Genomic DNA, 25,226 nt, shown 5'->3' with positions numbered 1-25,226 from the left:
CGCAGCGACCAACGCCGCCGCTCTCGGTGGTATTTCCACCGTGAGCGGCGGCGTCAGTCTGGCACGCGGCGCACCGGGTCGATCCCAAACTGTCGGCGGTCGGACTCGTCGCGTGACGACACGACGACCCAACACCGCCGCCGACGCCGAATCGGGATGGCCGTCGGGCCGCGCGTCGAAGGGATCCGGGGGAGTTTCCCGGGCCGGACGGCGGATCAGGTGATCAGAAGATCAGGTCCTTGGCGCTGGCGGGCAGGCCCTCGGCGGAACCGATGGAGACCTGCTGCGACCACACGGCCGCCCTGACCGTGTGCACGACCCGCCCGGCCAGGTCGACCACCACGAGATGGTCCGGGTCGTCCGAGCCGGTCCGCTCGGCGTCGTCCACGTAACGCCGCATCAGCAGGTGACCGTCGTCGACCCAGCCGATCAGGCGTGAGCTGCCCAGGGTGAAGGTCGCGCGCCGGGCTCCGGTGTCGGCGTCGACGATGGTCACCGGTGAGTCGACGATCTCCGGGTGCGTGAGGGCCAGCATGCTCCCGTCCGGCGACACCCCGCCGGGGCTCAGCTCCGCGCCGGCCGGGATCGTCCGGACCAGCCGTCCGGTGAGATCGTAGAAGCGGATCTCGGTCACCACCGCCGGTGCGGTGTCGCCCTCGCGGTGGCTGGCGGTCATCGCGAGAAGGTCACCGTCCGGCATCCAGACCAGACCGCTACCTATCACATTGTCAGCGAGAAGATTCGGCACCCGCACAAACCGCGTCTGGAACGTCTCGGGATCCATCAACGTAAATCCATCGTTGTCGTGGTCATCCGGTACGCGCTTTGATGGTCCGCGCTGAAAGAGAATCTGCCGTCCGTCGGGCGACCATTCCCCCATACCGGGACCAATAGTGAGGCCCTCGTCGTCCGGCTCGCCGGGGAACCACCGCACCTCACCGCTCGTCGGGTCCAGGATCCCGGACCGCCTCGGATATGCCGGACTGTTGTCGCCCTCGCCGACCAGCACCCGGCTTCCGTCCGGTGACGGCAGCGCGACGTTGTACGGGATCCGGTCGTAGCGGCCCGTCTTCCGGTTCAACAGCAGGGAGTAGTCGAGCGCCGGGCCCACCACCCTGTCGTCATCGATACCGCTGTACGCGGTGACCACGGACCGGCGTACGTAGCCCGGGGCGGCCACCTGGTCCGCCCCGCCGCTCGGCGGGACGACGGCGCCGACCAGCCCGACCAGCGCGGCGCAGGCGGCGGCCGCCAGTCCACCGCCGACGGTCCGCCGGACGATCCGCTGCCGCCGGGCCCGCGCGAGCGTGATCCCGGCCAGGTTGGACGGCGGCGGGGCGGAGTCGGCGAGGTCCTCGAAGGCGTCTCGGAGGACGCCGGTGACATGTGGATTCATCGGCCCGCGGTCTCCTTCAGATGAACGATGTCGAGCTTGGAGCAGAGGTCGCGCAGCCGGGCCAGGGCCCGGGCGGCCTGGCTGCGTACGGTGGATTCGGCACAGCCGAGGACTTCGGCGATCTCGCTGTCCGGCCGGTCCTCGAAGTAGCGCAGGACGAGCACCGCGCGGTGTTTCGGGGCGAGCCGCGCCAGCGCCGCACGCAGCGCGAGTCGGAGGTCGACCGCGGTCGTGCCATCCGCGGTGGCGACCTCCGGCACCTGCTCGGCGCTCACCTCCCGGGCCCGGCGCAGCCGTCGCCACCAGCTCGTGTACTCGCGGTACAACGCCGTGCGCAGGTACGCCTCCGGTGCGGTGGCGCGGATTCGTGCCCAGTGCCGGACGCCCCGGGTCAGCACCGTCTGCAACAGGTCCTCGGCCTGTTGGCGATGGCCGGTCAGGGCCAGTGCGGTACGGAACAGCGCGTGCGACCGGGCCTCGACGAACTCGCTGTACTCGCGTTCGAGGTCAGCGTTCATGCCGGTACCTGTCAGTCATACCGGTGACAACGCGGGCTCGGTGCCATCCGCTGCCTGGCACACGAAGAAACGCCGGGAGCGGTACGGCTTCCCTGCGTACCGCTCCCGGCGTCGACCGCTCGGCCGGCCGGGCGGGCCTACGGCTGGACGTACGTGATGGTGACCTGCTCGTAGCCGAGCGAGCGGAGCATCTGGTCCAGCATCTTGCGGGTGTTCTCCTGGGCCCGCTCGCCGAGCCCGCTGCTGCGCGCCGACTCGGCGATCTTCTGCTCGGCCTTGAGGTAGACCTCGCGCTGCCGGTTCGGGTCGCCGCCGAAGACCTCCCCGAGCCGGTTGAGCACTCCCCGCTTCTCCGCGAAGACGTACGACCGCTCCAGGTTGAGGTTGACCTGCCCGAGTTGCGGTGCCGGCAGCTTCACCTCGACCGACGTCCGGTCCGGGGAGACGATGACGGCGTCCTCGCCCAACTGCCCGAAGTCGACGTACGCCTCGACGGTGCCGGCGCCGACGAAGAGGGTGCGCTCACCGAGCAGGAAGTCGGGGACGTACCGCCGGTTCTGCTCCAGGTCGACGACGACCTCGAAGTTGCCCTCGGCCGCGACGTAGCGGCTGAGATCCTGGATCGACTTCAGCAGCGGCGGCTGGCTGCGGTCGGTCTCCTCCCTGGTGAACGGGTTGCGCCAGTCGGGCAGGATCCCGCTGGCCTGCACGCCGAACACCAGGGCCACCGCCAGGCCGACGATCCCGGCCAGGATGAGGAGACCGCGCCCCCGGCCCCGCCCGCCGGTCGGCGGCGGCGAGTCGGAAGCGTCGGGGTGAGGGCGCTCGGCGGCGTCGAAGGGCTCGGTGCGCTCGGTGTCGGCCGCGCCCGCCCAGGGATCGGCCGGGGCGGGGGTCGCCTGCCCCTTCGCGTACTCGGGGAACTCGCGCGTGGGCTGGTGGACATCGCCAGGTCGGGACATCGCGCCCTCACCGTCCTCATCAGAGAAGTGTCTGACTACGACGGTACGGCCCCGGTACGACACCCGCGAATCGAGCCGTTCCGGCCTCCGGCCGACCCGCGTCTGCCCAGCTCAGGCGGGTTTACCGCGGGTTCACCGCCGACCGGCGAGGCCGGCGACGAAGGCCCGCCAGGCGTCCGGGGTGAAGGTCAACACCGGACCCTGCCGGTCCGTGCTGTCCCGGACCAGCACCCGGTCGGGCAGGTTGTCGGCGACCTCGACGCAGGTGTCACCGCCGTTGCCGGACCGGGTCGAGACCCGCCAGCGGGGTGCGGAAGGGGTGTTGTTCACAGTTCGCTCACCAGCTTCTCGATCAGCTCCACGGACGCCCGCTCGGACAACGCCTCGCCGAGCAGGATGTCCCACATACGTTTCACGATATCCACGGCGTCCGGCCGGTCCACCACGTGACCGAAGACCCCGTCGACGTGCACCGCCTCGTCGCCGTCCGGCAGGGTGGCGCGGACGAACCCGCCGGCCATCCCGGCGTGCGGCCCGGCGTCGGCCGGGATGACGTGCAGCCGGACGTGCGGCAGCCGGCTCAGCTCGACCAGGTGGGTGAGCTGGTCGCGCTGGACCTCCCGGCCGCCGACCACCCGGCGCAGCGCCACCTCGTCGACGATCGCGGTGAAGAGCTTCGGCCGCTCGCCCTTGATCAGCTCCTGCCGGGCCAGCCGACCGGCGAGCAGGTGCTCGACCTCCTCGGGCGTGTGCAGCCCGCTCCCGGTCAGCACCGCCCGGGCGTACGCCTCGGTCTGCACCAGGCCCGGCACCAGCATCGGTTGGAACGTGCGGAGCTGGACCGCCTGCTCCTCGACGGTGCGCCACGGGGCGAACCAGCTCGGCGACTCCTTGCGGTTCATCATGTCGAGCAGTTCGGCCAGCAGCCCGCCGGTGTCGAGCGCCGTGTCGCAGGCCGTCGCGAACTGCATCGTCGGCCGACGGCGACCGGTCTCGATCTGCGCGATCAGCGAGGTGCTGTAGTTGATCATTTCCGACAGCCGCTCCTGCGAGACGCCGGCACTGGCCCGGGCGGCCTTCAGCGCGCGGATCCACATCTGCATGTCCATGCTTTCACCCACCTTGTAAGTGTCTGGATGCGCTGAGTAGTGACTGCCGGCATTCTTTCGTGTTCCTGGCTTCTGGTCCAGATTGGATTCAGCGGGACCGCTCGGCACCATCACGACATAGCGGACGGGCGGAACCGCGCGGGGGCCGCCGGAGATCACTCCCTTCCCGAGGCGGCCCCCGCATCCAACTCCGGACCCGTGCGAGGGGGCCCATGAACCCGAACCAGCCTCGGCGGGACCGACCGGTGCACCGGCCGGTCCGGCGCCCGCGGTGGCGCCACCACCGCTGCGGACAGCCGGGGCACTGCCCGGCCCCGGTCAGCCCGCCGGCTCAGCCCGCGGCAGCGGGGTCGGTGCCCGACCGATGAGCGACACTCGGCGTACCGCCACGCCGCACCTGCCCCGGCGTCCGATCTGGCTCTGCCGGGCCTGCGTCCAGGAGTGGCCCTGCCCCACCGCCCGCACCGACCTCGTCACCGAGTACGTCGACGACACGGTCGCGCTCTACGTCTACCTCGCCGGCATGCTCTTCGACGCCATCACCGACCTGCACCGGCTCAACCCCGAGCCCGGTCCCAATCCGACCCGGATGTACGACCGCTTCCTCGGCTGGCCGGCGTCCCACCTCGCAATCGTCCGCCACACCAGGCGGGCGGAGAACGACCGGTAGCCGCACGCCCGTATGACGTGTTAGGAAGGGCCCCTTCATATACCAAATCCGATAACAGGGGGCCCTTCCTTACATCCGGTAGGTTGCGGCCATGGCCCGAGGTGGCTTCAGCGACGCCGAGGACTTCGCCCGGGCTCGTCTGGACGCCCTGCGACGGTTCGCGTACCTGATCAGCGGCAGTGCGGCCGAGGCCGACGACCTGGCCCAGATCGCGGTGGTCGAGGTCTGGCAGCGGTGGCGCAAGGCCCGGGACAATCCCGAGGCGTACGCCCGGCAGGTCATCGTGACCCGCAACGTGAGCCGCTGGCGCCGGTGGCGTCGCGAGGTCCTGAGCGACGAGGTGGAGCGCCGCCTCGACGATCCCGCCGGGACGGCGGTGAGCAACGGCGCGCTGTGGCAGGCCCTCCAGGAGCTCGGCAAGGCCGAACGTACCGTCGTGGTGCTGCACGTGCTGTACCGCTACACCTTCACCGAGATCGCCGGCATCTGCGGCGAGCCGCCGGGCACCGTCTCCAGCCGGTACGCGCGTGCCAAGCGCGCGCTGCGGGCGTACCTGGGGACCGCTCGGCCGACGATTCGGAGCGCACGTGGTTGACAAGGTTGGTCCCGAGGACGAGCGGCGGCTCGCCGAGGCACTCGCCGCCACCCTGGCGGAGGCGCAGGAGGCGCTGCCGGCGGCCGGTCCCGAGGCCGTCGCGGCGATCCGGCGACGCTACCGGCGTCGACGGCGGCGCCGGACCGGGCTGGCCAGTCTGGCGGCGGCGGTCCTGGTCCTCGTCGTGACGCTGGCCGGCGCCGGGCTGATTCCGGGCGGGGGCCGGTTCGCCACGCCGCCACCGGCGGGCGACGCGGCCACGCTGATCCGGGTCTGGGCGATCACGCCGCCGAGCCAGGACTCCGCGCTCCGGCGCCTGGTGCAGCGGTACAACAGCGGAACCTCCGGGATCCGGGTCGACCTCACCACCTTCGGCAACGAGGAGTACAAGGAGCGGCTGCGGTCCATCGGCGACGATCCGAACGCCCCCGATGTCTTCGTGAGCTGGGGCGGGGCGAGCCTGACCCGGCTCGCCCGAGCCGGCCGGCTGCTCGACCTGACCGAACCGCTGCGACAGTCGCCCGGGGTCGTGGAACGCTTCCTACCCACCGCGCTGGCCGGCGGCGCGGTCGACGGCCGCCAGTACGGGCTGCCGATGCGGGGTACGCACCCGGTGGTGCTCTTCTACCACCGGGGCGTCTTCGACCGGGCCGGGCTGCGCCCGCCGCGCAGCTACGCCGACCTGATCAGTCTGGTGGACCGGTTCTCCGCCGAGGGAATCGTGCCGATCGCCCTCGGTGGCGCGCAGGGCTGGACCGAGCTGATGTACGTGATGTACCTGGCCGAGCGGATCGGCGGACCCGGGGTGACGGCGGACATCGTCGCGGGCCGACCGGACGCCTGGACGAAACCGGCGGTCCTGGAGGCGTTGCGGCGGGCTCGGCAGCTCGCCGAGCGGGGCGCGTTCGGGGACGACTTCGCCTCGATCGGCTACGACGACGGCGGCGCGGGTCGGCTGCTGGCCACCGGCCGGGCGGCGATGCACCTGATGGGGACCTGGGAGTACCCGACCCAGCTCGCCCGGAACCCCGACCTCGTCCTCGACGGCGACCTCGGCTGGGTCCCGTTCCCGGTGGTCGAGGGAGGCGCCGGGAACCCGGCGGACCTGGTCGGCGTACCGACCCAGTACTTCTCGATCACCGCCGGCACCCGCCATCCGGAGGCGGCGATCGAGTTCGTCCTCGCGGTGGCCGGTGACGCGTACCTGGACGACCTGGTGGCCGAGGGAGAGGTGCCGCCGGTCACGGACGCGGCGCGGCGGCTGCGCGGCACCGCGCACGCGGAGTTCGCCACCTCGATCTCCGAACTGGTCGCCCGGGCGCCCTCCTACAGTCTGGCCTGGGACCAGGCACTGGATCCGGAGACCGCGACCGTCCTGAACGCCAACCTACGCCGGCTGTTCCGGTCGGAACTCACCGCCGAGCAGTTCGCCGCCGCGATGACACACCCCGACTGAGTCGGGCTGCCCGAGACGCGGGCGGTGAAGCCGGTGCGGCCGGGCACGACGTGCGCGGCCCAGGCGCCGCGCGGCATCGGGTCGCGCGGCCCCAGGCCGTGCGCCACCAGGCCGCGTCTCGGCCGCTCCACCGGCAGCTATTTACCATAGCCGATGAATTTGGACCAGATAGTGGCTGTCATCGATTTATGTCGGATCTCTGACAGCGCGCGGTGCAGCAAAAGCATCCCCGGGACGCGTTCGAGGGGAGATCGCGCACCCGTCCCGGTACGCGTGACGCGGGCCGGCCGCCCGGCGGTCGGCGCCAACACCATCCCTGGAGGTCCCCTCACATGAAGAAGCTCCGGATCATCATGGTCGGCGCGCTCGCCGCCGGCGCGCTCTACGTGGTCGGACCGTCGACCGCCACCGCCGCCCCGGCACCGCGGGCGCTCCCCGCCGCGCAGCCGAAGACCGGACCCGGCTGGCACTCGCCCACCCCCACCACCGATCTGCCGCTGCGGGTCCTAGCCCGCCGGCACGGCCTCGGCGTCGGTACGGCGATCAACGTGACCGCCCTGGCGAACGACACCGCCTACCGCGAACGCGCGGCCCGGGAGTTCTCCGCGGTCACCGCCGAGAACGTGATGAAGTGGGAGAGCCTGGAGCCCACGCGCGGCCAGTACAACTGGGGTCCCGCCGACGAGCTGGTCGCGTTCGCCCAGCGCAACGGCCAGAAGATCCACGGCCACACCCTGCTCTGGCACAACCAGCTCCCGGCCTGGCTGACGGAGGGGGTTGCCGACGGCTCGATCGACTCGGCGGAGCTGCGCAGGATCGTCAAGAACCACATCACCACCGTGGTGAAGCGGTACCGGGGCAAGGTCCGGTCCTGGGACGTGGTCAACGAGGCCTTCACCGACGACGCGAACCCGGTGCTGCGCGACACGATCTTCCGCCAGCACCTCGGCCCCGACTACATCGCCGACGCGCTGCGCTGGGCGCACGCCGCCGACCCGACGGCGAAGCTCTTCCTCAACGACTACGCGATCGACGGCATCAACCCGAAGAGCACCGCCTACTACGAGCTGGCCAAGGAGCTGCGCAAGCGGCGGGTGCCGCTGCACGGCATAGGCTTCCAGGGCCACCTCGACCTCCAGTACCCGCTGCCGATCGACGCCCCGCAGAACCTGGCCCGGTTCGACCGGCTCGGGCTGGAGACCGCGTTCACCGAGGTCGACGTCCGGTACTTCCTGCCGACCGACACCTACAAGGAGGCCGGCCAGGTCGGCAGCTTCAACACCCTGCTGTCGGCCTGCCTGCTCACCCCGAAGTGCGTGATGTTCACCGTCTGGGGCTTCACCGACAAGTACTCCTGGGTTCCCGAGTGGTTCGAGGGCCAGGGGGCGGCCACCCCGTTCGACGAGAACCTCCAGCCCAAGCCGGCGTACCGCGGCCTCCAGCAGGTCCTCGCCGTCGCCTCGGACCCGAACCGCAGGCGCGGCTTCTGACGGGTCGGCCGGAGCCGGGCGACGACCGGGGTCCGTTCCCGCCGCCCGGCCCGGCCACCCGGCCTGACCACCCGGCCCGACCGTCCAGCCCGACCGTCCGGGTCGGCGGACGGCTCCCGAAATCGCTGCGTACGGCGGTGGCGTCGGTCTCCCAGGCTTGACAGCAGCAATTTAGGGCAGGCTAACCTAAGGCCCGCGCCGGCCGCGTGCCACCGTGCCGCACGCCGGCCCCACCGCCCGACCCCGCGTTCGAGGGAGCCGTACGCCATGACCCGCAGTCCCCAGCTCACCCGCCGAAACGTCCTCCGGGCGGCCGGCGCGCTCGGCCTCGGCGCCCTGCTCAGCGCCTGCGGCGCGGACGAGGGCGGATCGGGCGGCGCGAAGGCGGCCGGCGACGGCGCCTGGAGCTTCACCGACGACCGGGGTCAGACGGTCACGACCCCCGGCCGGCCGCAGCGGGTCGTCGCGTTCGTCGGCACCGCCGCGGCGCTCTACGACTTCGGCGTGACCGACCAGATCGTCGGGGTCTTCGGCCCGACCACCCGACCCGACGGCAGCCCGGACGTGCAGGCCGGCAACCTGGACGTCAGCAAGGTCACCATCGTCGGTAACACCTGGGGCGAGTTCAACCTCGAGAAGTACGCGTCGCTGCGGCCCGACCTCCTGGTCACCCACCAGTACGAGGAGGGCTCGCTCTGGTACGTGCCGGACGAGAGCAAGGACAAGATCGCTCCGCTGGCGCCGAGCCTCGCCCTCGCCGCCTCCCGCGCCCCGCTGGACAAGGTGATCGCCCGACACGCCGACCTAGCCGCCGCGCTCGGCGCCGACCTGACCGCACCCCGGGTCGTCGAGGCCAAGGCGCGGTTCGAGGCCGCCGCCGAGAGCATCCGGCAGGCCGTGGCCGCCAACCCGGGGCTGAGGGTCCTCGCCTGCTCGGCCGCCGCCGACCTCTTCTACGCCTCCAACCCGCGCGTCAACTCCGACATCCTCTACTACACGTCCCTCGGGGTGGACGTCATCGTCCCCGACAAGCTCGACAACCTCGGCTACTTCGAGAGCCTGAGCTGGGAGAACGCCGACAAGTACCCGGCCGACATCCTGCTGCTCGACAACCGCAGCTCGACGCTGCAACCGAAGGACCTGACCAACAAGCCGACCTGGAACCAGCTCCCGGCGGTCCGGGCGAACCAGGTCGTCGGCTGGAACAGCGAGCCCCTGTTCTCGTACGCCAGCAGCGCCGCCGCCCTGGAGACCCTGGCCACCGCCATCCGCAACGCCAAGAAGGTGATCTGATCGGCGCGGTGCAGGCGGTCAGCCGGCGAAGGCGGAGTGGCCGGTGAGGCGCTGCCCGATCACCAGTTGGTGGATCTCCGAGGTCCCCTCGTAGGTCAGCACGCTCTCCAGGTTGTTGGCGTGCCGGAGCACCGGGTACTCCCCACTGATGCCGTTCGCGCCGAGAATCGTCCGGCACTGCCGGGCGATGGCGAGTGCCTCCCGGACGTTGTTGAGCTTGCCGACGCTGACCTGCTCCGGCCGGAGCCGGCCGGCGTCGGCGAGCCGCCCCAGGTGCAGCGCCAGCAGGTAGCCCTTCTGCAGCTCGACCGCCATGTCGGCCAGCTTGGCCTGGGTGAGCTGGAAGGCGGCGATCGGCCGGCCGAACTGCTCCCGGGTGGCGGCGTAGTCCAGCGCGGTGTGCAGGCAGTCCCGGGCCGCGCCGAGGGCGCCCCAGACGATGCCGTACCGGGCCTCGGTCAGGCAACTCAGCGGCGCCTTCAGCCCGACCGCCTCCGGCAGTCGCGCCTCGGCCGGTAGCCGGACCTCGTCCAGCGTGATCTCGCCGGTCGCGGAGGCGCGCAGCGACATCTTGTGCCGGATCTCCCGCACCGTCACCCCGGGCGTCGACATCGGTACGACGAAGCCGCGGATCCCGGCGTCGGTGCGGGCCCAGATCACCGCGACGTCCGCGACCGGGGCGTTCGTGATCCACATCTTGCCGCCGGTCAGCACCCAGTCGGTGCCGTCCTGGCGGGCTCGGGTCGTCATCGACGCCGGGTCGGAGCCGTGGTCCGGCTCGGTCAGCCCGAAGCAGCCGATCGTCTCGCCGGCCGCCATCGGCGGCAGCCACCGCTGTTTCTGCTCCTCGGAGCCGTATCGCCAGATGGCGTACATGGCCAGCGAGCCCTGCACCGAGACCAGCGACCGCACCCCCGAGTCGCCGGCCTCCAGCTCCAGGCAGGCCAGCCCGTACGCGACCGCGGAGGCGCCGGCGCAGCCGTACCCGGTCAGGTGCATGCCGAGCAGGCCCACCGCGCCGAACTCGACGGCCAGCTCCCGCACCGGTGCCCGGCCCTGCTCGTACCAGTCGGCGACGTGTGGGCGTACCCGGGTGGCGACCAGCTCGCGCACGACGTCGCGGATCCCGCGCTCCTCCTCGGTCAGCGCGCCGTCCAGGTCGAGCAGGTCCAGCGGGTACGTCCGGCCCCGCCCCCTCACGGCGTCTCCCCGTTCCACCCGGTCATGACGACGGCAGCACCAGGACCCGGGCGTGGATCTGGTTGCGCTGCTGGAGGGCGGCCCGGAGTGCCCGGTGCAGCCCGTCCTCCAGGTAGAGGCTGCCGCCCCACTCGACGACGTGCGGAAAGAGGTCGCCGTAGAACGTGGAGTCCTCGGCGAGAAGCTTGTCGAGCGCGAGTTCCCGCTTGGTCGTGATGAGCTGGTCGAGGCGCAGTGGGCGCGGTGGAATCTCCGCCCACTGCTTCAGCGTGAGCCCGTGGTCCGGGTACGGACGCCCCTCCCGGACCGCCTTGAAGATCACGACGGCACGCTCCTCCCCATGGCCGTGCTGGCCCGACCCCTTGCGCTCCCACTCGGCGGCCCGCCCTCACGTGCAAGCCGCGAATTGCAAATGACGTTCGCCAGCCTAGCGACCCGGCGCGACCTGGCGGTTTGTTCCCAGATGTCAGTTTCGTTACTACCGTTGGTGATCCTGCGGACCACTGCCGGACCCATCGCTCCGCCCCCACCGACCGTGGTGCACCACCTCCGACATCGGCCGCCGTCCGCGGCGCAGCGACGGCGAGCGGTGATCCGGCGCCGGGTACCCCACGGTGATCGCCCCGATCGGGGTGAACTCCTCCGGCACGCCGAACGCCTCCCGGTACGCCGACGTGCGCTCTGGCGGGATTCCGAAGAAGCAGGCGCCGAGCCCCTCGTCGACCGCGGTCAGCAGCATCAGCAGCGCGGCGAACCCGGTGTCGATGTACCAGTACGGCACCGGCCAGCGCGCCTCGTCCCGGTCGGTCCAGCCCTTGTCCGGCTCGGCGTACCGGTCGAGGTAGACGGCGCGGTTCGCGTGCGGCACGACGATCAGCGGCGCCCGGCGCATCCCGGTCAGCCATCGGCTGGCGCGGCCACCCGGATCGGCCGGGCGTCCCCGGCCGCCGCCGCCCGGACTGGTCACCGCCCAGAACCGCTCCCGGTCCGCCGGCTCCGTCAGAACCAGGAAGGACCAACCCTGGGAGAACCCGGCCGACGGCGCCCGGACGGCGTGGTCGAGCAGCCGTGTCACCACCTCGGGCGGGACGGGCCGGTCCGGATCGTAGTTGCGGACCATCCGACGGCGCCGCACGACCGTCGCGAACTCCACCCCGCGCCTCCCTCGTGCCGCCGCCCGCCCGACCCCGGGTTCAGGCCCCGGGGCGAATACCCCAGACCGCCCGCCAGGTCTGGCCCGGCTCCAGAACGATCACGTCCTTGCCGGAGCGGAACGCGTCCGGCGGACAGGTCATCGGCTCCACCGCCACCGACCGGCGGTGCCGCTCACCACTCAGCGTGTCACCCGTGAAGACCTGCCACCAACCGAACGAGGGGTCGGCCCAGATGCTCACCGACGCCGACGAGTCCGGGCTAACGAGCGTGACGCTGGAGCCGTTCTCGTCCACCTGGTCCGGGTCCAGGTCCCCGAAGGCGACGTCGAGTACGGCCGGGCCGATTCGGCGGGGGGTGGTGAAGTCGTACTCCCCGCCGGCGACCTTCACGGCGCCGATCGGCAGCAGCCGGCCGTCCAGCAGCAGCCGACTGCGGCCCGGTACCCGCAGCAACAGGTCGTCCACGGCCACCCCGGGAAGTTGCAGGTACGGGTGTACGGAAAACCCGAACGGACAGGGTTCCCGCCCCACGTTGGTCACCTGGTGCTCGGCCCGCAGCCCGTCCGCGCCGACCCGCCACTCGGCCTGGAACTCCAGCGGCCACGGGTAGCCAAGCTGCGCCGGCATCTCGCACCGGATCACCAGACTGTCCGAGCGCTGCGACACCAGCCGCCACGGCAGCCAGTTCACCAGCCCGTGGAGGGCGGTGTGCCGCTCCGGTTCGGTCAACGGCAGTTGCAGTGACCGGCCCCCGAAGGTGTACCGACCGTCCCGGATCCGGTTCGGCCAGGGCGCCAGGATCTGGCCCGCCGCTCCGGCCGGCAGCTCGTCCTCGCCGTACGCGTCGACGTAGTCGACCCCCTTCGCCCGGTACGCCCGCAGGCCGCCGCCGACCTCGACCACCACCGCCTCGTGGCCGTCGGCCGAAATCGTCCACTGTGCACCGGACAGCGGTCGCACCGCCGTTGTGACGTTCTCCATGCGCTGCTCCTCGCTCGGCCACGGTCGGCGACGGCCGCCGCGGCTCGGTCGCTGACCGGACGATAACCGTTACCCCGGGAAGCTGCCCGGCTGCCCGGGCGGCGTGCCCGACCGACCGGACGCCCTACCGGCCGTCACCGTCCCCGCCTCCGGCCGACCGGTCGCGGCCGCCGACCCCGTACCTGGTTCCGCGGCCGGCGCCGGATCTGGCTCCACCGCCGACCCCGCGCTGGTCTCCGCAGCCGGCGCCGGATCGGGCTCCGCGGCCGGTGCCGGATCGGGCTCCGCCGCCAGCCCCGCGCCGGTCTTCGCCGCCGGCCCGTCCGCCGAGCCGGTCGTGCCGGCCCCGTCCAGTTGCTCCTCGGTCGGGGCCCGGTAGCGCAGCAGCGCCGGGAAGAGGAGCCCGACCAGCACGGCGAGGATCGCCGCCAGCACCGAGCCGCCGACCCACGAGATCCCGGCGCCCCAGAACGAGGCCATCATGCCGGCCCGCAGGTCACCCAGTCGGGGTCCACCGGCCACCACGGCGATGTTCACGCCCTGGAGACGACCCCGCATCCGGTCCGGGGCGTACACCTGGAGCATCGACTGCCGGAGCACCGCGCTGACCAGGTCGGCGGAGCCGGCCAGGGCGAGCAGCCCGACCATCAGCCAGAGCTGCCTCGCCAGCCCGGCGGCGGCGATCGCCAGGCTCCACCCGACGACCGCGATCAGCAGCCCGAGGCCCTGGCGCCGGACCCGGCCGATCCAGCCGGAGGTGAGCCCACCGAGCATCGAGCCGATCCCGATCGCGCTGTACAGCCAGCCGATCGCCGCCCCGCCGCCGAAGCGTTCGGTCGCCACCTCGGGGAAGAGCGCCCGGGGCATCGCGAAGAGCATCGCGATGACGTCGACGGCGAAGGAGAGCAGCAGTACCGGCGCGGCGGCGAGGTAGCGGAACCCGTCCGCCACGCTGGCCAGCCCGAGTCGCCGGGGCTCCCGGGTGCCCTCGTCGAGGAGTGGGGGCATCGGGGGCAGCCGCCAGGTCGCCCAGAGCGAGACGGTGAACAGCAGTGCGTCGACGCCGTACGCCACCGGCAGGGCTCCCTCGACCGGCAGCGCCGAGAAGACCAGTCCGCTGGCGAGCGGTCCCAGGACCCCGCCGGCCGTCGAGGTGGTGAAGCCGAGGGTGTTCGCCGCCGGCAGCAACGGCGCGGGGACCAGCCGGGCGATGATCGCCACCCGGGTCGGGGAGCTGACCGCGAACGCGATCGTCTGGACGGCGACCAGTGCCAGGAGCAGAACCGGGCTGCCGACCCGGAGCAGCGCCTGGGCCAGGAGCCCCAGGGTGGACAGCCACATCAGCAGGGAGCTGGCGAGGAGCAGTCGACGTCGGTCCACGGCGTCCGCGACCGCACCGCCCCAGAGCCCGAAGATCAGCAACGGGACGAACCCGGCGACCCCGAGCAGCCCGACCCAGAGCGACTCGTCGGTCAGGGTGTACATCTCCACCGGTACGGCGACCGCGGTGAGCTGGAAGCCGAACATCGACACGCCGGTGCCGAGCCAGAGCCGCCGGTACGCCGGGACCTGCAGCGGTCGTACGTCGATCGCCAACCGGGTGAACCAGCCGCGCGTTCGACGACTTTCGGTCGTATTCCCGCCACTTTCAGTCACGGCGCCAGTCGTTCAATGATCCAATCCTGCGCACCGGTCCGACGGTAGCGCAGTCGATCGTGCAACCGGCTGGCCCGCCCCTGCCAGAACTCCACCGTCTCCGGTACGACCCGCAGGCCGCCCCAGTGCGGCGGCGGAGGCACCGGCGTCCCCTCCGGAAACCGCTCGGCGGCGGCCCGGAACCCCGCCTCCAGGGTGGCCCGGTCCGGCAGGACCCGGGACTGCGGACTGGCCCAGGCCCCGAGCTGGGACCCGCGGGGCCGGGTGGCGAAGTACGCCTCCGTCTCCGCCCGATCCACCGGGACCACCGTGCCGCAGATCACCACCTGCCGCTGCATCGGAAACCACGGCAGCAGCAGGCTCGCGTACGGGTTCGCCCGTATCTCGGTTCCCTTGCGCGACTCGTAGTTGGTGTAGAAGACCAGCCCGCGTTCGTCGTACCCCTTCAGCAGGACCGTCCGGGAGCTGGGCCGCCCCTGCGCGTCGGCGGTCGACACCACCATCGCGTTCGGCTCCGGCAGCCCGGCCGCGACCGCGTCGGCGAACCAGCGGTCGAACTGAACCCACCACTCGGCGGCCAGATCGGCGCGGGACAGCCCCTCGGTCGACGTGTACTCCCGGCGCAGCGCGGCCGGCGGCACGGTGTTCCCCGCCACGTCTCTCTCCTCGTCCTCGGCGTCCGTCACCCTGACGGCGGGCGACCGCATTGTCGCGTACGGCACAATCTCGCCCGCTCGCAAGTTAGTTGCGTAGCAGGCAAGATGGCACGAATACATCCCTGCGTTCGCCGGAGGCTCCTCCGGGCACACCGGAACGAGCCCCGAGGGCACGGACAACGATCCAGGAGCGCACATGTCCGACTTCAAACCGGGGCTGGAAGGTGTGATCGCCTTCGAGACCGAAATCGCCGAGCCCGACAAGGAAGGGGGGTCGCTGCGCTATCGGGGGGTCGACATCGAGGACCTGATCGGGCAGGTCTCCTTCGCCAACGTCTGGGCGCTGCTCGTCGACGGCCGGTTCGGTCCCGGTCTGCCGCCGGCCGAGCCGTTTCCGGTGCCGGTGCACTCGGGCGACATCCGGGTCGACGTGCAGTCCGCGGTCGCGATGCTCGCCCCGTACTGGGGGCTGAACCCGCTCCTCGACATCTCCGACGAGCAGGCCCGGGAGGATCTCGCCCGGGTCTCGGTCACCGCGCTCTCCTTCGTCGCCCAGTCGGCCCGGGGCCTCGGCCTGCCGGCGGTGCCGCAGAAGGAGATCGACAAGGCGGAGACCATCGTCGAACGCTTCATGAAGCGCTGGCGCGGCGATCCCGACCCTCGGCACGTCAAGGCCGTGGACGCGTACTTCATCGCCGCCGCCGAACACGGGCTGAACGCCTCCACCTTCACGGCCCGGATCGTCGCCTCGACCGGCGCGGACGCCGCGGCGTGCATCTCCTCTGGCATCGGCGCGCTCTCCGGCCCGTTGCACGGCGGCGCCCCGTCCCGGGTGCTGGAAATGATCGAGGCCGTCGAGCGCAGCGGCGACGCCGAGGGGTACGTCAAGAGCCTCCTCGACCGGGGTGACCGGCTGATGGGCTTCGGCCACCGGGTCTACCGGGCCGAGGACCCGCGCGCCCGGGTGCTCCGCCGGACCGCCAAGGAGCTCGGCGCCCCCCGGCTGGAGGTCGCCGAGGCGCTGGAGAAGGCCGCCCTGGCCGAACTCCAGGAGCGCAAGCCCGACCGGGTGCTCGCCACCAACGTCGAGTTCTGGTCGGCCGTGGTGCTCGACTTCGCCGAGGTGCCGGCGCACATGTTCACCTCGATGTTCACCTGCGCCCGGGTGGCCGGCTGGTCGGCGCACATCCTGGAGCAGAAGAGGTTCGGCCGGCTCATCCGTCCGTCGGCCCGGTACGTCGGCCACGGCCCCCGCAAGCCGCACGAGGTCGAGGGCTGGGACGCCATCCCGCACAATGCCTGAGATGTGTTAGGAAGGGCCCCTTCTTAGCGCTTTTGGTAGAGGAAGGGGCCCTTCCTTGCACCTGGGCTGCAATGTGGGGCACGCCTCAGTGAGCGGGGTGGGATAGCGGAACAGCCCGACCGAGGAGGGTGCGAGGATGGGTTGGCGGCAGCGTCGCCGGAATAACCGCTCTCGGCACCCGGGCTGGACAGCCCACCGGAAGGATCTTCGCAACCGTGGCTGACGTATCAACCATTCGGATTCCAGACGAGATCAAACCCGCCGACGGCCGATTCGGCTCCGGCCCGTCCAAGGTACGTCCGGCCGCGGTCTCCGCGCTGGCCGACGTCGCCACGACGTACCTCGGCACCTCGCACCGGCAGAAGACCGTACGCGACCAGGTCGCCCGGCTCCGCCGCGGCATCGCCGAGTTCTTCTCCCTGCCGGAGGGGTACGAGGTCGTTCTCGGCAACGGCGGCACCACCGCCTTCTGGGAGGTCGCCACCTTCGGGTTGATCCGCGACCGGGCCCAGTTCGCCAGCTTCGGCGAGTTCGGCGCCAAGTTCGCCAAGGCGGTCTCCGACGCTCCGTTCCTCGGCGATCCGACGATCCGCAAGGCCGACCCGGGCAGCGCCCCGGCCCTGGTCGCCGAGGCCGGCGTCGACGTCTACGCCACCCCGCACAACGAGACCTCGACCGGCGTCGCGGTGCCGGTCCGCCGGGTCGACGGCGCGGACGACGGCGCGCTGCTGCTGGTCGACGCGACCTCCGGCGCGGGCGGGTTGGAGGTCGACGTCCGGGAGTGCGACGTCTACTACTTCGCCCCGCAGAAGTGCTTCGGCTCCGACGGCGGGATCTGGCTGGCCCTGATGTCCCCGGCCGCGCTGGAGCGGGCCGCCGAGATCAAGGCGTCGGGTCGTTACATCCCGGCCTTCCTCGACCTGGTCACCGCGATCGACAACTCGCGGCTGGAGCAGACGTACAACACGCCGGCGCTGGCCACGATCTTCCTGGCCGCGGAGCAGACCGACTGGATGAACGCGCAGGGCGGGCTGGCCTGGGCGGCCAAGCGCACCGCCGAGAGCGCCGCCATCGTGTACGGCTGGGCCGAGCGTTCTTCGGTGGCGACCCCGTTCGTCACCGACCCGGCGCTGCGCTCCAACGTGGTGGCCACGATCGACTTCGCGGACGGGATCGACGCGACCGCGATCGCCAAGGCGCTGCGGGCGAACGGGATCGTCGACACCGAGCCGTACCGGAAGCTGGGCCGCAACCAGCTCCGGATCGCGCTCTTCCCGGCGATCGAGCCGGCCGACGTCGAGGCGCTGACCGCCTGCGTCGACTACGTGGTCGAACGGCTCTGACCGATCGGGTACCGGGTCGGGCCGGTCCGGCGGACGGCCCGACCCGTGCGGTTGGCGGCGCCCGACCCGAGTGATCAATCAGTCCAGCTCACCCGCGACATGCGGGCGTGGCTCCCCCCACCGGGTGACGGACCGGCGTACCGTGTCACAAGGACGCCCGGGTGGCTGACCTGTGGCGTGGGCCAGCGAGGCGGGACGGAGGCAACGCGATGCGGCCAGTACGCTTCGTCGCCCTCTCCGAGGACGGCCAAGCTATGGTGCTCACCGACGAGGTGGGGCGGCTTCTTGCCCTGCCGATCGACGAGCGGGTGACGACGGCGCTGCAGCGGGAACCGAACAGCCCGACCCTGACGGCGGTCGGCAGCGGCACCGAGCCGGTGCCGTCACTCTCGCCCCGGGACATCCAGGCTCGGATTCGGGCTGGCGAGTCGGCCGAGGACGTGGCGCGGATCGCCGGCGTGCCGGTCGACCGGGTGCTGCGGTACGCGGGGCCGGTGCTCCAGGAGCGGGCGATGCTCGCCCAGCACGCCCGGCGGACCCGGCTGAAGAACGCGGAGAACCCTGCCCCGCTCGCCGAGATCGTGGACGGCCGGCTCTCCCAGCACGGCATCGACACCGAGAAGATCTCCTGGGACGCCTACCGGCGGGACGACGGGACGTGGCGGATCGTCGCGACCTGGCCCTCCGGCAAGGCGACCGCCCACGCGGTCTGGGATCTCGACAAGACCCGCCAGGCGGTGACGCCGCACGACGACATGGCGCAGTACCTCTGCGCCGAGCGGCCCGCGCCGCTGCTCGGTCAGGAGCCGCCGGAGCGGGGCGGGCACGGCCTGCCCAGCCCGTCCCGGCTGGGTCCGAGCCGGGGTGGCCACGGCCTGCCGACCCCCAGCGACCTTCCCCGCCCCAGCCGGGACCCGATCCGCGCCGGTCGCGACGCGCTGCTCGCCTCGCTCGACCGGCCGCTCGGCTCCGGCACCGGTCGGGGTCTCGACGCGTCCGCCACGGCCACCTCCGAGACGCCCCGGCAGCGGCCGGTGGTGGGCGGCGCCACCGCACTGCTCGGTGGCGGCCCGGGCTCGGCGTTCGACGACGACTCGGACGCACCGAAGGAGGTCCCCGCCGTGCCGTCGCTGGCGGTGTTGCGGCCCCGGCGCACCTCCGGCCAGGGGGGCGCGGAGGGCGGCGAGACGGCGGGCAAGCCGCGCAAGCGGCTGCCGAGCTGGGACGACGTGCTCTTCGGCAGCGGGCCGGCGGCGCGGGAGAGTTCCTGAGCCATCCATGACGGGGGCGGCCTGCCCCACTCCCGCTCTGCGCGCCTGTCCCGCTCTGCGCGGTCAGGCGTGATCCTCCTCGCGTAACAGTTTTCCTCGGACGCGGCATCTCCGGTCTCGCCGACTGGTCCGGCGGCGAGCCACCAACCGCCGCGGGCCGTCCCCCACGAGGAGCCGCCGCCTCCGGTCGTGGGGCCGCATCGTCCGCCTTCCCGCCAGGCTGTGGGGCGCGCGCGTGGATCGGCGGTTCGACCAGGCCGGCTCGCCGGCAGCCACATCGCCCACGTCCCACCACGCCGCGGCTCACCCACGTCGTGCTCCGCGGCGGACGAGCCCGCCCTGCACTCCTGAGCCCGACGGAGATCAAGGTCGGCCCATGCTTGCGATCGCTGGATACCGTGTCGGTTGCTGACCGACTCAGAGGGCGGTGATCACGGACTGTGAGCGGATTCGAGGTCCAGATCAATCAGCTGAGGCAGGCGGCCAAGGCAGCGGGATCGGCTGCGGACCAGGCCAGGGCGGTGCAACCGGGCGCCGGCCTGGATGCGGTCGCCACAGCATTGCCAGGTGGAGTCGCGGCATCCCGCGCACCCACGCTGGCGTCGACGCTCAATGCGCGTGTGAAGGAATGGGCAGACGAGATCGACCGATGGAGCGAATCGGTCGCCTCGGCCGCGAAACGATACTCCGAAAGCGACGAGGCCGCCAAGAGGGCTTTTGGGTCATGACTGTCAGCTACGACGACGTCCGCAGATGGGACGCCAAGGCACTCGATGCCTCCGCCACCGACCTGCACCAGCGGAAGGACAAAATCATCGGGCTGCAGGACGAGCTCGACAACGCCAGGAAACTGCCCGCCTGGCACGGCACCGCGGGCGCGAATGCACGCAATTCGCTGGGCACCACGCGGAACAACGCCGAAATCCTGGTCGCGGAGCTGGCCGCCGTCGAGCGAGCCCTGCACAACGCCGCGGACGACGTACACGCCCTGAGGAACCGGGTCGCCAACAACGACTCTCTCGCCGAGACCTACCAGTTCCGCATCGCCGCCGACGGCTCGATCGTGGACACCAAGCCCCCGGATCCTCCGCCGAGGTCGCGGTTCGAGGCCGAAGACCGGGCCGAGACCGAACGGCACCGCGAAACCATCAGGCAGCGGCTGGTGCAGGAAACCAAGGCGATCCTCACCACGGCGAACAACATCGACGCAACCCTCGCCCGGGTGATGCAACTCGCGCAGGACCGCAAGATCAGCGACCGGGGCGCGACCACCCTGGCCGACGCCAGCAAGGGCGGGGATATCGAAGCCCGGGTGGTCGACATGGAGCAGGCGCTACGCGACGCCGGGCTGCTGACCGGGCCGCCCGTCTCCGGCTACTACCGACAGTGGCTGGAGAACGCCGTACGTCGAGGCGTCTCGATCGAGACCATCAAGAAGATCATCGCCGAGCACCACATCACCCCGGAGGACTTCAAGATCCTCGAGAGATTGGAAGAGATCCGCGAGGACGAAGACGGCGACGGGATCTACAAGTCGTACTTCCTGTTGCCGACCGACATCAGCGGGGAGGACGCGGCCAAGGCCGTGCGGATGACCTACCTCCTGAACGCGGGGACCGACTACGGCACCGAGGGCGAGAAGACCGACTTCAAACCGACTCCGTACGGGTCCGATGAACTGCGGCGAATTGCCGAACGGCAACAGGCGAATTCCTGGAGCTACGACCAGGACGTGGGATTCGTACACCGCAACGGTGGACGATTGGTGACCACCCCGAACGGCATGATGATGGGCCTGGGCGGGAACCTCATCCAGGACCAGTTCAGCCAGCGCGGCGGAACGACCTGGGGCGACACGTTCATGCTGAACATCGACGACCCGGATGATGCGGCGCAACAGCTGCGGCAGGTGGTGAGGTCGGGCCACGCGTGGTATGAAGGCGACAACGGCCCGTACCAGGGTGCTCTCGACGCCGACCGGCTGCTGCACCACGAGGAGCGCCACTCCCAGCAATGGGCGCGGGAAGGCTACACGGGCTTCATCGCCTCCTACCTGTGGGAACAGGTCACCGGCAGCAACGAGACCGAGAAGGACGCTGGGCTTGCCGATGGTGGATATGACAAGTAGACGCCTGAGCGTGGCCTGCGCTGGCCTACTGGCGGCGGCGACGATCGCCGCGTGTGACACCAGGTCGCAGTTCGAGCCGTCGCTGCCGCCAGCGGCCGGGTTCCGCGTCACCGACGGCGTACTGAAGTTGTGGACGGGCACCCCGTGCTCCGGCGTCATCCGCCTGACGTTGATCTTCGACGTCGGCACCCAGGAGAGTGCCGAGCAGGTGTGGACCGCACCGCAGCCAGGCGTGACGCTGGAACACATGGACCTGCTCACCACCTCCGGGGGATCCGCCCCGGACACCGGCGGGCCTCTGCACGTCCAGAAGCCGCTGCCCCCGGACTACGACTGGACAACGGCGCGTTGGATCAACTTTTCCGTTGACGGCCCGAAGGCGTTTGGCGCCAGGGTCGACGTCGCCCGGGTGCTGCGCGAATCGGCCGAGCACCCGTCCGGAAGCTACCTGTTCGGCGAGCGCGGCTGGATGGACGCATCGGACGTGCAACGCGAGAACCAGAAGTCCTTCCTGACGGTCTGCACTCCCGACCCGGGGTGATGCCGGCGCGATCGTGGAGCCAGACATGGACACGCCGAACGGCCCTTCCCGCAGCGGTTTCCCACGAGCAGCGCCCGTCGCGCACGGGTCGGCGCGGTTACCGGTCGGGGATCTGCTCCTCCGGCGTCTCCTCGGCGAGCGGCCAGGTCGCCAGCCGATCGTAGGTCGGCCGGGGACCGAGGTGGCTACGGACCAACACCAGCTCGGTCGCCGACCAGGACGGGCCGAGATAACCGTCGAGGGTACGCAGGTCCTCGTCGACGCTCTCCCGGTCGATCCGGTCACCGGGTCGGGCCAGGGTGAGGTGCGGCCGCAGCGGTCGGGAGTCGTACGGCAACCGAGCCCGGCGCAGTTCCCTCCGGCTGGCGTCGGCCAGTCGCCGCAGCGCCGCGACGTCCCCGAGCACACCAACCCAGAGCACGGTGAACCGGCCCCGACCGAACCGGCCACCGCCACCGAGCCGCAACCGGAGCGCGGTCGGCTCGGCAACGGTGGGCGACCCGAGATGCCGGGTCGGCCGGTCCCGACGGCGGGTGGGCCCACGGCGCCAGGTTCGTACGGCCCGGCCGAGCGCCGCTGTCACCTCCGGTGACCGGTCGTCCGGCACCTCGCCGAGGAAGGCGACCGTGACGTGCAGGTTCGCCCGGGCGGCCAGCCGTACGTTGACCCCGGCGTCGGCTGCCGCGCCGATCCGGAGCCGAGGCACCTGCGCCATCACGTCGTCCAGCGCCTCGGCGGGCGGGTAGATGGCGACAAACAGCCGCACGGGAGGCTGCTCCGGGACCGGTCAGCCGGCCGGTCGACGGGGATCGGCGTGCGGGGTCCGAAGGACCAGGCCGGCAGCCTCCAGCGCGCCCTCGACCCGTACCCGTTCGATCTCTCGGTCGAGGCCCTCCAGGTCGGCCAGATACTCCGCCACCCCGAGGCGCCGGCTGGCCAGCCGCAGCCGGTCGTCGTACGCCGCCAGTAGCGCGTCCCGCCCCGGGTGTGGCCGGCCGGCGAGCTGGCGCCGTCGTTCGCCCAGACGCCGCAGCTCGGCGGCGAGCTGCTCGATGCTCGGGCCGTCGCGGCGCCCCGGCCACGCGGCCTGGTCCACGAGTCGCGTCGGGCCGAGTCGGAGCGCCCGGTCGAGCTGCCGGAGCTGACGCCACCGCCCCTTGCCCGCGCGGCGGGTCACGATCCGGCGCCGCAGGCGGGCGGGCGGTTCGTCGGCGCAGATCAGCGCGGCCACCACGACCGGCAGGCAGACGGTGACGAGTAGTGCCAGCGGCAGCGCGAGAGCATGCACGGCGGACACATCCTTCGACGCTAGGTGGCGGCACCCCGTCCCGCCACCGGTTTGTAATCATCGACGGCTCAGCGTCGCCACGCCGAGCGCCGGCCGGGGCGCTCGACGGCCTTGCGGTCACCGCTCCACGTTACGTCGCCGTCGCCCGACCGTCGCCAGAGCCAGCACGGCAGCCGCTCCGGGTTCCCGGACCGCCGTGGCCGGCTCGGACGCGGCCAGGACCGGACGCGGCCGGACCGGGCGCGGCGTCCGGACCACCCGCGACCTCCACCCCACCGGCCCCAGCCGGACGAGCCAGTCCCGGCCGTGAGCCGAAGCGGGACCGGCGAGGTGGGCAGGACCTGGCGGTACGACAGGCACCGGCCCGTTGGTTGGTTCACAGGTCGGCGGAGTTGACCACGTAGAACCGGGGCAGGGGCAGGAGTCGCAGGCGGAGTCGGGCGCCGTCGCGGTGCAGCTGCCAGACCAGCGCGATCCCGGCGGCGGCCACCGAGATGAGCCCGCCGATCCAGATGCTCGCCCCGGCGCCGAAACGCTCGGCGATCCAGCCGACGATCGGCGCGCCGACCGGGTTGCTGCCGAGGAAGACCAGCACCCAGAGCGCCATGACCCGGCCCCGGAAGGCCGCGTCGACCCCGAGCTGCACCCGCTGGTTGGCGGCCTGGGCGAAGAAGACCATGAAGAACCCGGTCAGCGGCAGCAGCGCCACCACCAGCCAGTACGTCGGGGCCAACCCGACGAGGGTGCCGAAGATCCCGGTCCCGATCGCGGCGCCGAGCACCAGCCAGACCGACGGCCGGCTGCGCCGGCCGCTGCCGGCCAGCGCCCCGAAGAGCGCGCCGAGCGCGAGCGCGGTCGTGAAGAGGCCGAACGAGGCGGCCCCGGTGTTGAAGGTGGTCTTGGCCAGCGCGGAGAGGGTGAGCTGGAAGTTGAACAGCGCCAGCCCCATCACCGACATCAACACCATCGGCAGCAGCAGGTCGGAGCGGCGGGCGACGTACCGGAGCCCGTCGACGACCCGGGCCGCATCCCGCTCGGAGACCGGCGGCAGGTCGTCGCGGTGCAGCTCGCCGGCGCGCATCAACAGCACGCAGACCACCGGCGCGATCGAGCTGAACGCGCTGAACAGGAAGACCGGGCCGACGTCGAAGAGCGCGATCGCCACGCCGGCCACCGCCGGGCCGATGATCCGGGCCGAGTTGAACGTGGCGGCGGAGAGGGAGAGCGCGTTCGGCAGCAGCGTCGTGCCGACGAGTTCGGAGACGAATGACTGCCGTACCGGGGTCTCGACCGCGTTCGCCACCCCGAGCAGGGCGGCGAAGACGAAGACGTGCCAGAGCTGCACCAGGCCGGTGATGACCAGGACGCTCATCGCGAGCGAGAGGGCGCTCCACGCGCTGTTGGCGATGGCCAGCAGGATGCGCTTGTCGTACCGGTCGGCGAGGCGGCCGGAGAAGAGGGTGAGCAGGAGTACGGGGGTGAACTGCGCCGCGACCACGATGCCGAGCGCGGTGGCGTTGTTGTCCGAGAGGTTCAGGACGAGCCAGTCCTGGGTGGTGAACATGATCCACACCCCGATCAGCTTGATCAGCTGACCGATGGCGAAGAGCCGGTAGTTGCGAACCGTCAGGGACTGGAAGGTGGTGCTCAGCTTTGCCCGCACTCGGGGTGCGCCTCCTCGGGTCGTACGCGTCATCCGGGTACCCGGCAATCACGCCGGGTCACCTAACGGACGGAGCGGACCCGATGCCGCGCTACTCAGTCGCGAGCCACCTTCTGCAGGATCTCGGCGGCCCGTCGCAACACGTCGCGTTCCTCCGGGGTCAGCTCGGCGAGCCGACCGGCCAGCCACTCGTTGCGGGCCCGTTCGAACTGGGCGAGCATCCTGCGGCCGGGATCGGTCACGGCGAGGATGACCTGCCGACCGTCGGTCGGATGCGGGGTGCGCTGTACGAGGCCGCGCTCCTCCAGCTTCGCGACGATCTTGGTCATCGTCGGCGGCTGGACCCGTTCGGTGTCGGCCAGCTCCCGAGGGGTCAGCGCGCCGGCCAGTTCGAGGCTGGTCAGTGCGGAAAGCTGCGTCCCGGTGAGATCACCCACCGGGCGGGTCTGCCGTACCCGTCGGTTGAGTCGGGTGATCGCGTCACGCAGCACCGTGGCGAGCTGCGTCGCCGGCATCTGCCTCGCCATCACCGCCCACTCCGTCACGTTAGTTA

25 protein-coding genes and 1 pseudogene are annotated in these 25,226 nt (G+C 71.6%); 11 read left to right on the top strand and 15 right to left on the bottom strand.

From position 1 onward, the window contains the following. Window positions 1-223: 223 nt before the first annotated feature. The 5 genes from EF879_RS04020 to EF879_RS04000 form a co-directional block, all read right to left on the bottom strand. The gene (locus EF879_RS04020; RefSeq protein ID WP_123554700.1) at window positions 224-1,396 is read right to left on the bottom strand and encodes a hypothetical protein; all 1,173 of its coding nucleotides are present in this window, start codon (window positions 1,394-1,396) and stop codon (window positions 224-226) included. Next, entirely contained in the window at window positions 1,393-1,914 is a 522-nt protein-coding gene (locus tag EF879_RS04015; protein WP_123554698.1) for a SigE family RNA polymerase sigma factor, read from the bottom strand. The genes EF879_RS04020 and EF879_RS04015 overlap by 4 nt, the downstream gene beginning before the upstream one ends. Window positions 1,915-2,051: 137 nt before the next feature. Beyond that, window positions 2,052-2,876, bottom strand: a complete 825-nt coding sequence (locus EF879_RS04010) for a DUF4230 domain-containing protein (protein WP_123554696.1) — start codon at window positions 2,874-2,876, stop codon at window positions 2,052-2,054. 132 nt (window positions 2,877-3,008) lie between these two features. After that, window positions 3,009-3,206, bottom strand: a complete 198-nt coding sequence (locus EF879_RS04005) for a DUF397 domain-containing protein (protein ID WP_123554694.1) — start codon at window positions 3,204-3,206, stop codon at window positions 3,009-3,011. Beyond that, window positions 3,203-3,997 carry a helix-turn-helix transcriptional regulator gene (locus EF879_RS04000; protein WP_233604202.1) on the bottom strand — a complete coding sequence of 265 codons (795 nt, stop codon included), beginning with the start codon at window positions 3,995-3,997 and terminating at the stop codon, window positions 3,203-3,205. Before EF879_RS04000 ends, EF879_RS04005 begins: the two co-directional genes overlap by 4 nt. Window positions 3,998-4,349: 352 nt before the next feature. On the opposite strand from EF879_RS04000, the gene EF879_RS03995 reads away from it, so the two are divergent. The 5 genes from EF879_RS03995 (at window position 4,350) to EF879_RS03975 (ending at window position 9,489) form a co-directional block, all read left to right on the top strand. Next, window positions 4,350-4,655, top strand: coding sequence for a hypothetical protein (locus EF879_RS03995; RefSeq protein WP_123554692.1), 306 nt, complete (start codon window positions 4,350-4,352; stop codon window positions 4,653-4,655). A 91-nt stretch (window positions 4,656-4,746) separates the two neighbouring features. Further along, entirely contained in the window at window positions 4,747-5,250 is a 504-nt protein-coding gene (locus EF879_RS03990) for an RNA polymerase sigma factor (protein WP_123554690.1), read from the top strand. Continuing rightward, window positions 5,243-6,706 carry an ABC transporter substrate-binding protein gene (locus EF879_RS03985; RefSeq protein ID WP_158624105.1) on the top strand — a complete coding sequence of 488 codons (1,464 nt, stop codon included), beginning with the start codon at window positions 5,243-5,245 and terminating at the stop codon, window positions 6,704-6,706. The genes EF879_RS03990 and EF879_RS03985 overlap by 8 nt, the downstream gene beginning before the upstream one ends. Window positions 6,707-7,038: 332 nt before the next feature. Next, window positions 7,039-8,196, top strand: a complete 1,158-nt coding sequence (locus tag EF879_RS03980; RefSeq protein ID WP_123554686.1) for an endo-1,4-beta-xylanase — start codon at window positions 7,039-7,041, stop codon at window positions 8,194-8,196. A gap of 267 nt (window positions 8,197-8,463) precedes the next feature. Continuing rightward, a complete protein-coding gene (locus tag EF879_RS03975; protein ID WP_123554684.1) occupies window positions 8,464-9,489 on the top strand; it encodes an ABC transporter substrate-binding protein in 1,026 nt (341 codons plus the stop codon). 18 nt (window positions 9,490-9,507) lie between these two features. Here the strand turns inward: EF879_RS03975 and EF879_RS03970 are convergent, their stop codons facing one another. From EF879_RS03970 to pdxH, 6 genes and pseudogenes are all read right to left on the bottom strand, one after another. After that, window positions 9,508-10,689 (bottom strand): acyl-CoA dehydrogenase family protein, encoded by a 1,182-nt coding sequence (locus EF879_RS03970; protein ID WP_123555374.1) that lies wholly within the window; start codon window positions 10,687-10,689, stop codon window positions 9,508-9,510. A 22-nt stretch (window positions 10,690-10,711) separates the two neighbouring features. Beyond that, window positions 10,712-11,011 (bottom strand): type II toxin-antitoxin system VapB family antitoxin, encoded by a 300-nt coding sequence (locus tag EF879_RS03965; RefSeq protein WP_123554682.1) that lies wholly within the window; start codon window positions 11,009-11,011, stop codon window positions 10,712-10,714. A gap of 156 nt (window positions 11,012-11,167) precedes the next feature. Next, window positions 11,168-11,842 carry a nitroreductase family protein gene (locus EF879_RS03960; protein ID WP_123554680.1) on the bottom strand — a complete coding sequence of 225 codons (675 nt, stop codon included), beginning with the start codon at window positions 11,840-11,842 and terminating at the stop codon, window positions 11,168-11,170. A 40-nt stretch (window positions 11,843-11,882) separates the two neighbouring features. Beyond that, the gene (locus tag EF879_RS03955; protein WP_123554678.1) at window positions 11,883-12,824 is read right to left on the bottom strand and encodes an aldose 1-epimerase family protein; all 942 of its coding nucleotides are present in this window, start codon (window positions 12,822-12,824) and stop codon (window positions 11,883-11,885) included. 348 nt (window positions 12,825-13,172) lie between these two features. Further along, window positions 13,173-14,480: pseudogene (locus EF879_RS03950) on the bottom strand (MFS transporter); the annotation flags it as partial. Next, window positions 14,477-15,187 carry a pyridoxamine 5'-phosphate oxidase gene (gene pdxH / locus EF879_RS03945; protein ID WP_123554674.1) on the bottom strand — a complete coding sequence of 237 codons (711 nt, stop codon included), beginning with the start codon at window positions 15,185-15,187 and terminating at the stop codon, window positions 14,477-14,479. The pseudogene EF879_RS03950 and the gene pdxH, both read right to left, overlap by 4 nt. Window positions 15,188-15,332: 145 nt before the next feature. Between pdxH and EF879_RS03940 the strand changes: the two genes are divergently transcribed. From EF879_RS03940 to EF879_RS03915, 6 genes are all read left to right on the top strand, one after another. Next, the gene (locus tag EF879_RS03940) at window positions 15,333-16,439 is read left to right on the top strand and encodes a citrate synthase 2 (protein WP_123554672.1); all 1,107 of its coding nucleotides are present in this window, start codon (window positions 15,333-15,335) and stop codon (window positions 16,437-16,439) included. Between the two features lie 215 nt (window positions 16,440-16,654). Beyond that, entirely contained in the window at window positions 16,655-17,782 is a 1,128-nt protein-coding gene (gene serC / locus EF879_RS03935; protein WP_123554670.1) for a phosphoserine transaminase, read from the top strand. Between the two features lie 209 nt (window positions 17,783-17,991). Next, entirely contained in the window at window positions 17,992-19,053 is a 1,062-nt protein-coding gene (gene sepH, locus EF879_RS03930) for a septation protein SepH (protein WP_123554668.1), read from the top strand. 440 nt (window positions 19,054-19,493) lie between these two features. Then, window positions 19,494-19,781, top strand: coding sequence for a type VII secretion target (locus tag EF879_RS28715; protein ID WP_123554666.1), 288 nt, complete (start codon window positions 19,494-19,496; stop codon window positions 19,779-19,781). Continuing rightward, the gene (locus tag EF879_RS03920; RefSeq protein ID WP_199736159.1) at window positions 19,703-21,181 is read left to right on the top strand and encodes a WXG100 family type VII secretion target; all 1,479 of its coding nucleotides are present in this window, start codon (window positions 19,703-19,705) and stop codon (window positions 21,179-21,181) included. The genes EF879_RS28715 and EF879_RS03920 overlap by 79 nt, the downstream gene beginning before the upstream one ends. Further along, window positions 21,156-21,722, top strand: a complete 567-nt coding sequence (locus EF879_RS03915) for a hypothetical protein (RefSeq protein WP_199736114.1) — start codon at window positions 21,156-21,158, stop codon at window positions 21,720-21,722. The genes EF879_RS03920 and EF879_RS03915 overlap by 26 nt, the downstream gene beginning before the upstream one ends. A gap of 97 nt (window positions 21,723-21,819) precedes the next feature. On the opposite strand, the gene EF879_RS03910 is transcribed toward EF879_RS03915, so the two are convergent. From EF879_RS03910 to EF879_RS03895, 4 genes are all read right to left on the bottom strand, one after another. Next, entirely contained in the window at window positions 21,820-22,488 is a 669-nt protein-coding gene (locus tag EF879_RS03910; RefSeq protein WP_123554662.1) for a 2'-5' RNA ligase family protein, read from the bottom strand. Between the two features lie 21 nt (window positions 22,489-22,509). Next, window positions 22,510-23,010 (bottom strand): hypothetical protein, encoded by a 501-nt coding sequence (locus EF879_RS03905; protein WP_233604201.1) that lies wholly within the window; start codon window positions 23,008-23,010, stop codon window positions 22,510-22,512. Window positions 23,011-23,386: 376 nt separating this feature from the next. Next, a complete protein-coding gene (locus EF879_RS03900; protein ID WP_123554658.1) occupies window positions 23,387-24,673 on the bottom strand; it encodes an MFS transporter in 1,287 nt (428 codons plus the stop codon). A gap of 95 nt (window positions 24,674-24,768) precedes the next feature. Continuing rightward, a complete protein-coding gene (locus EF879_RS03895) occupies window positions 24,769-25,188 on the bottom strand; it encodes a MarR family winged helix-turn-helix transcriptional regulator (RefSeq protein ID WP_370375450.1) in 420 nt (139 codons plus the stop codon). Between the last annotated feature and the right edge of the window lie 38 nt (window positions 25,189-25,226).

The organism is Micromonospora sp. HM5-17, from assembly GCF_003762835.1.
Taxonomy (GTDB): Bacteria; Actinomycetota; Actinomycetes; order Mycobacteriales; family Micromonosporaceae; genus Plantactinospora.
The sequence above is the reverse complement of the archived record's forward strand: the minus strand, read 5'-3'. Positions and strand labels throughout refer to the sequence as shown.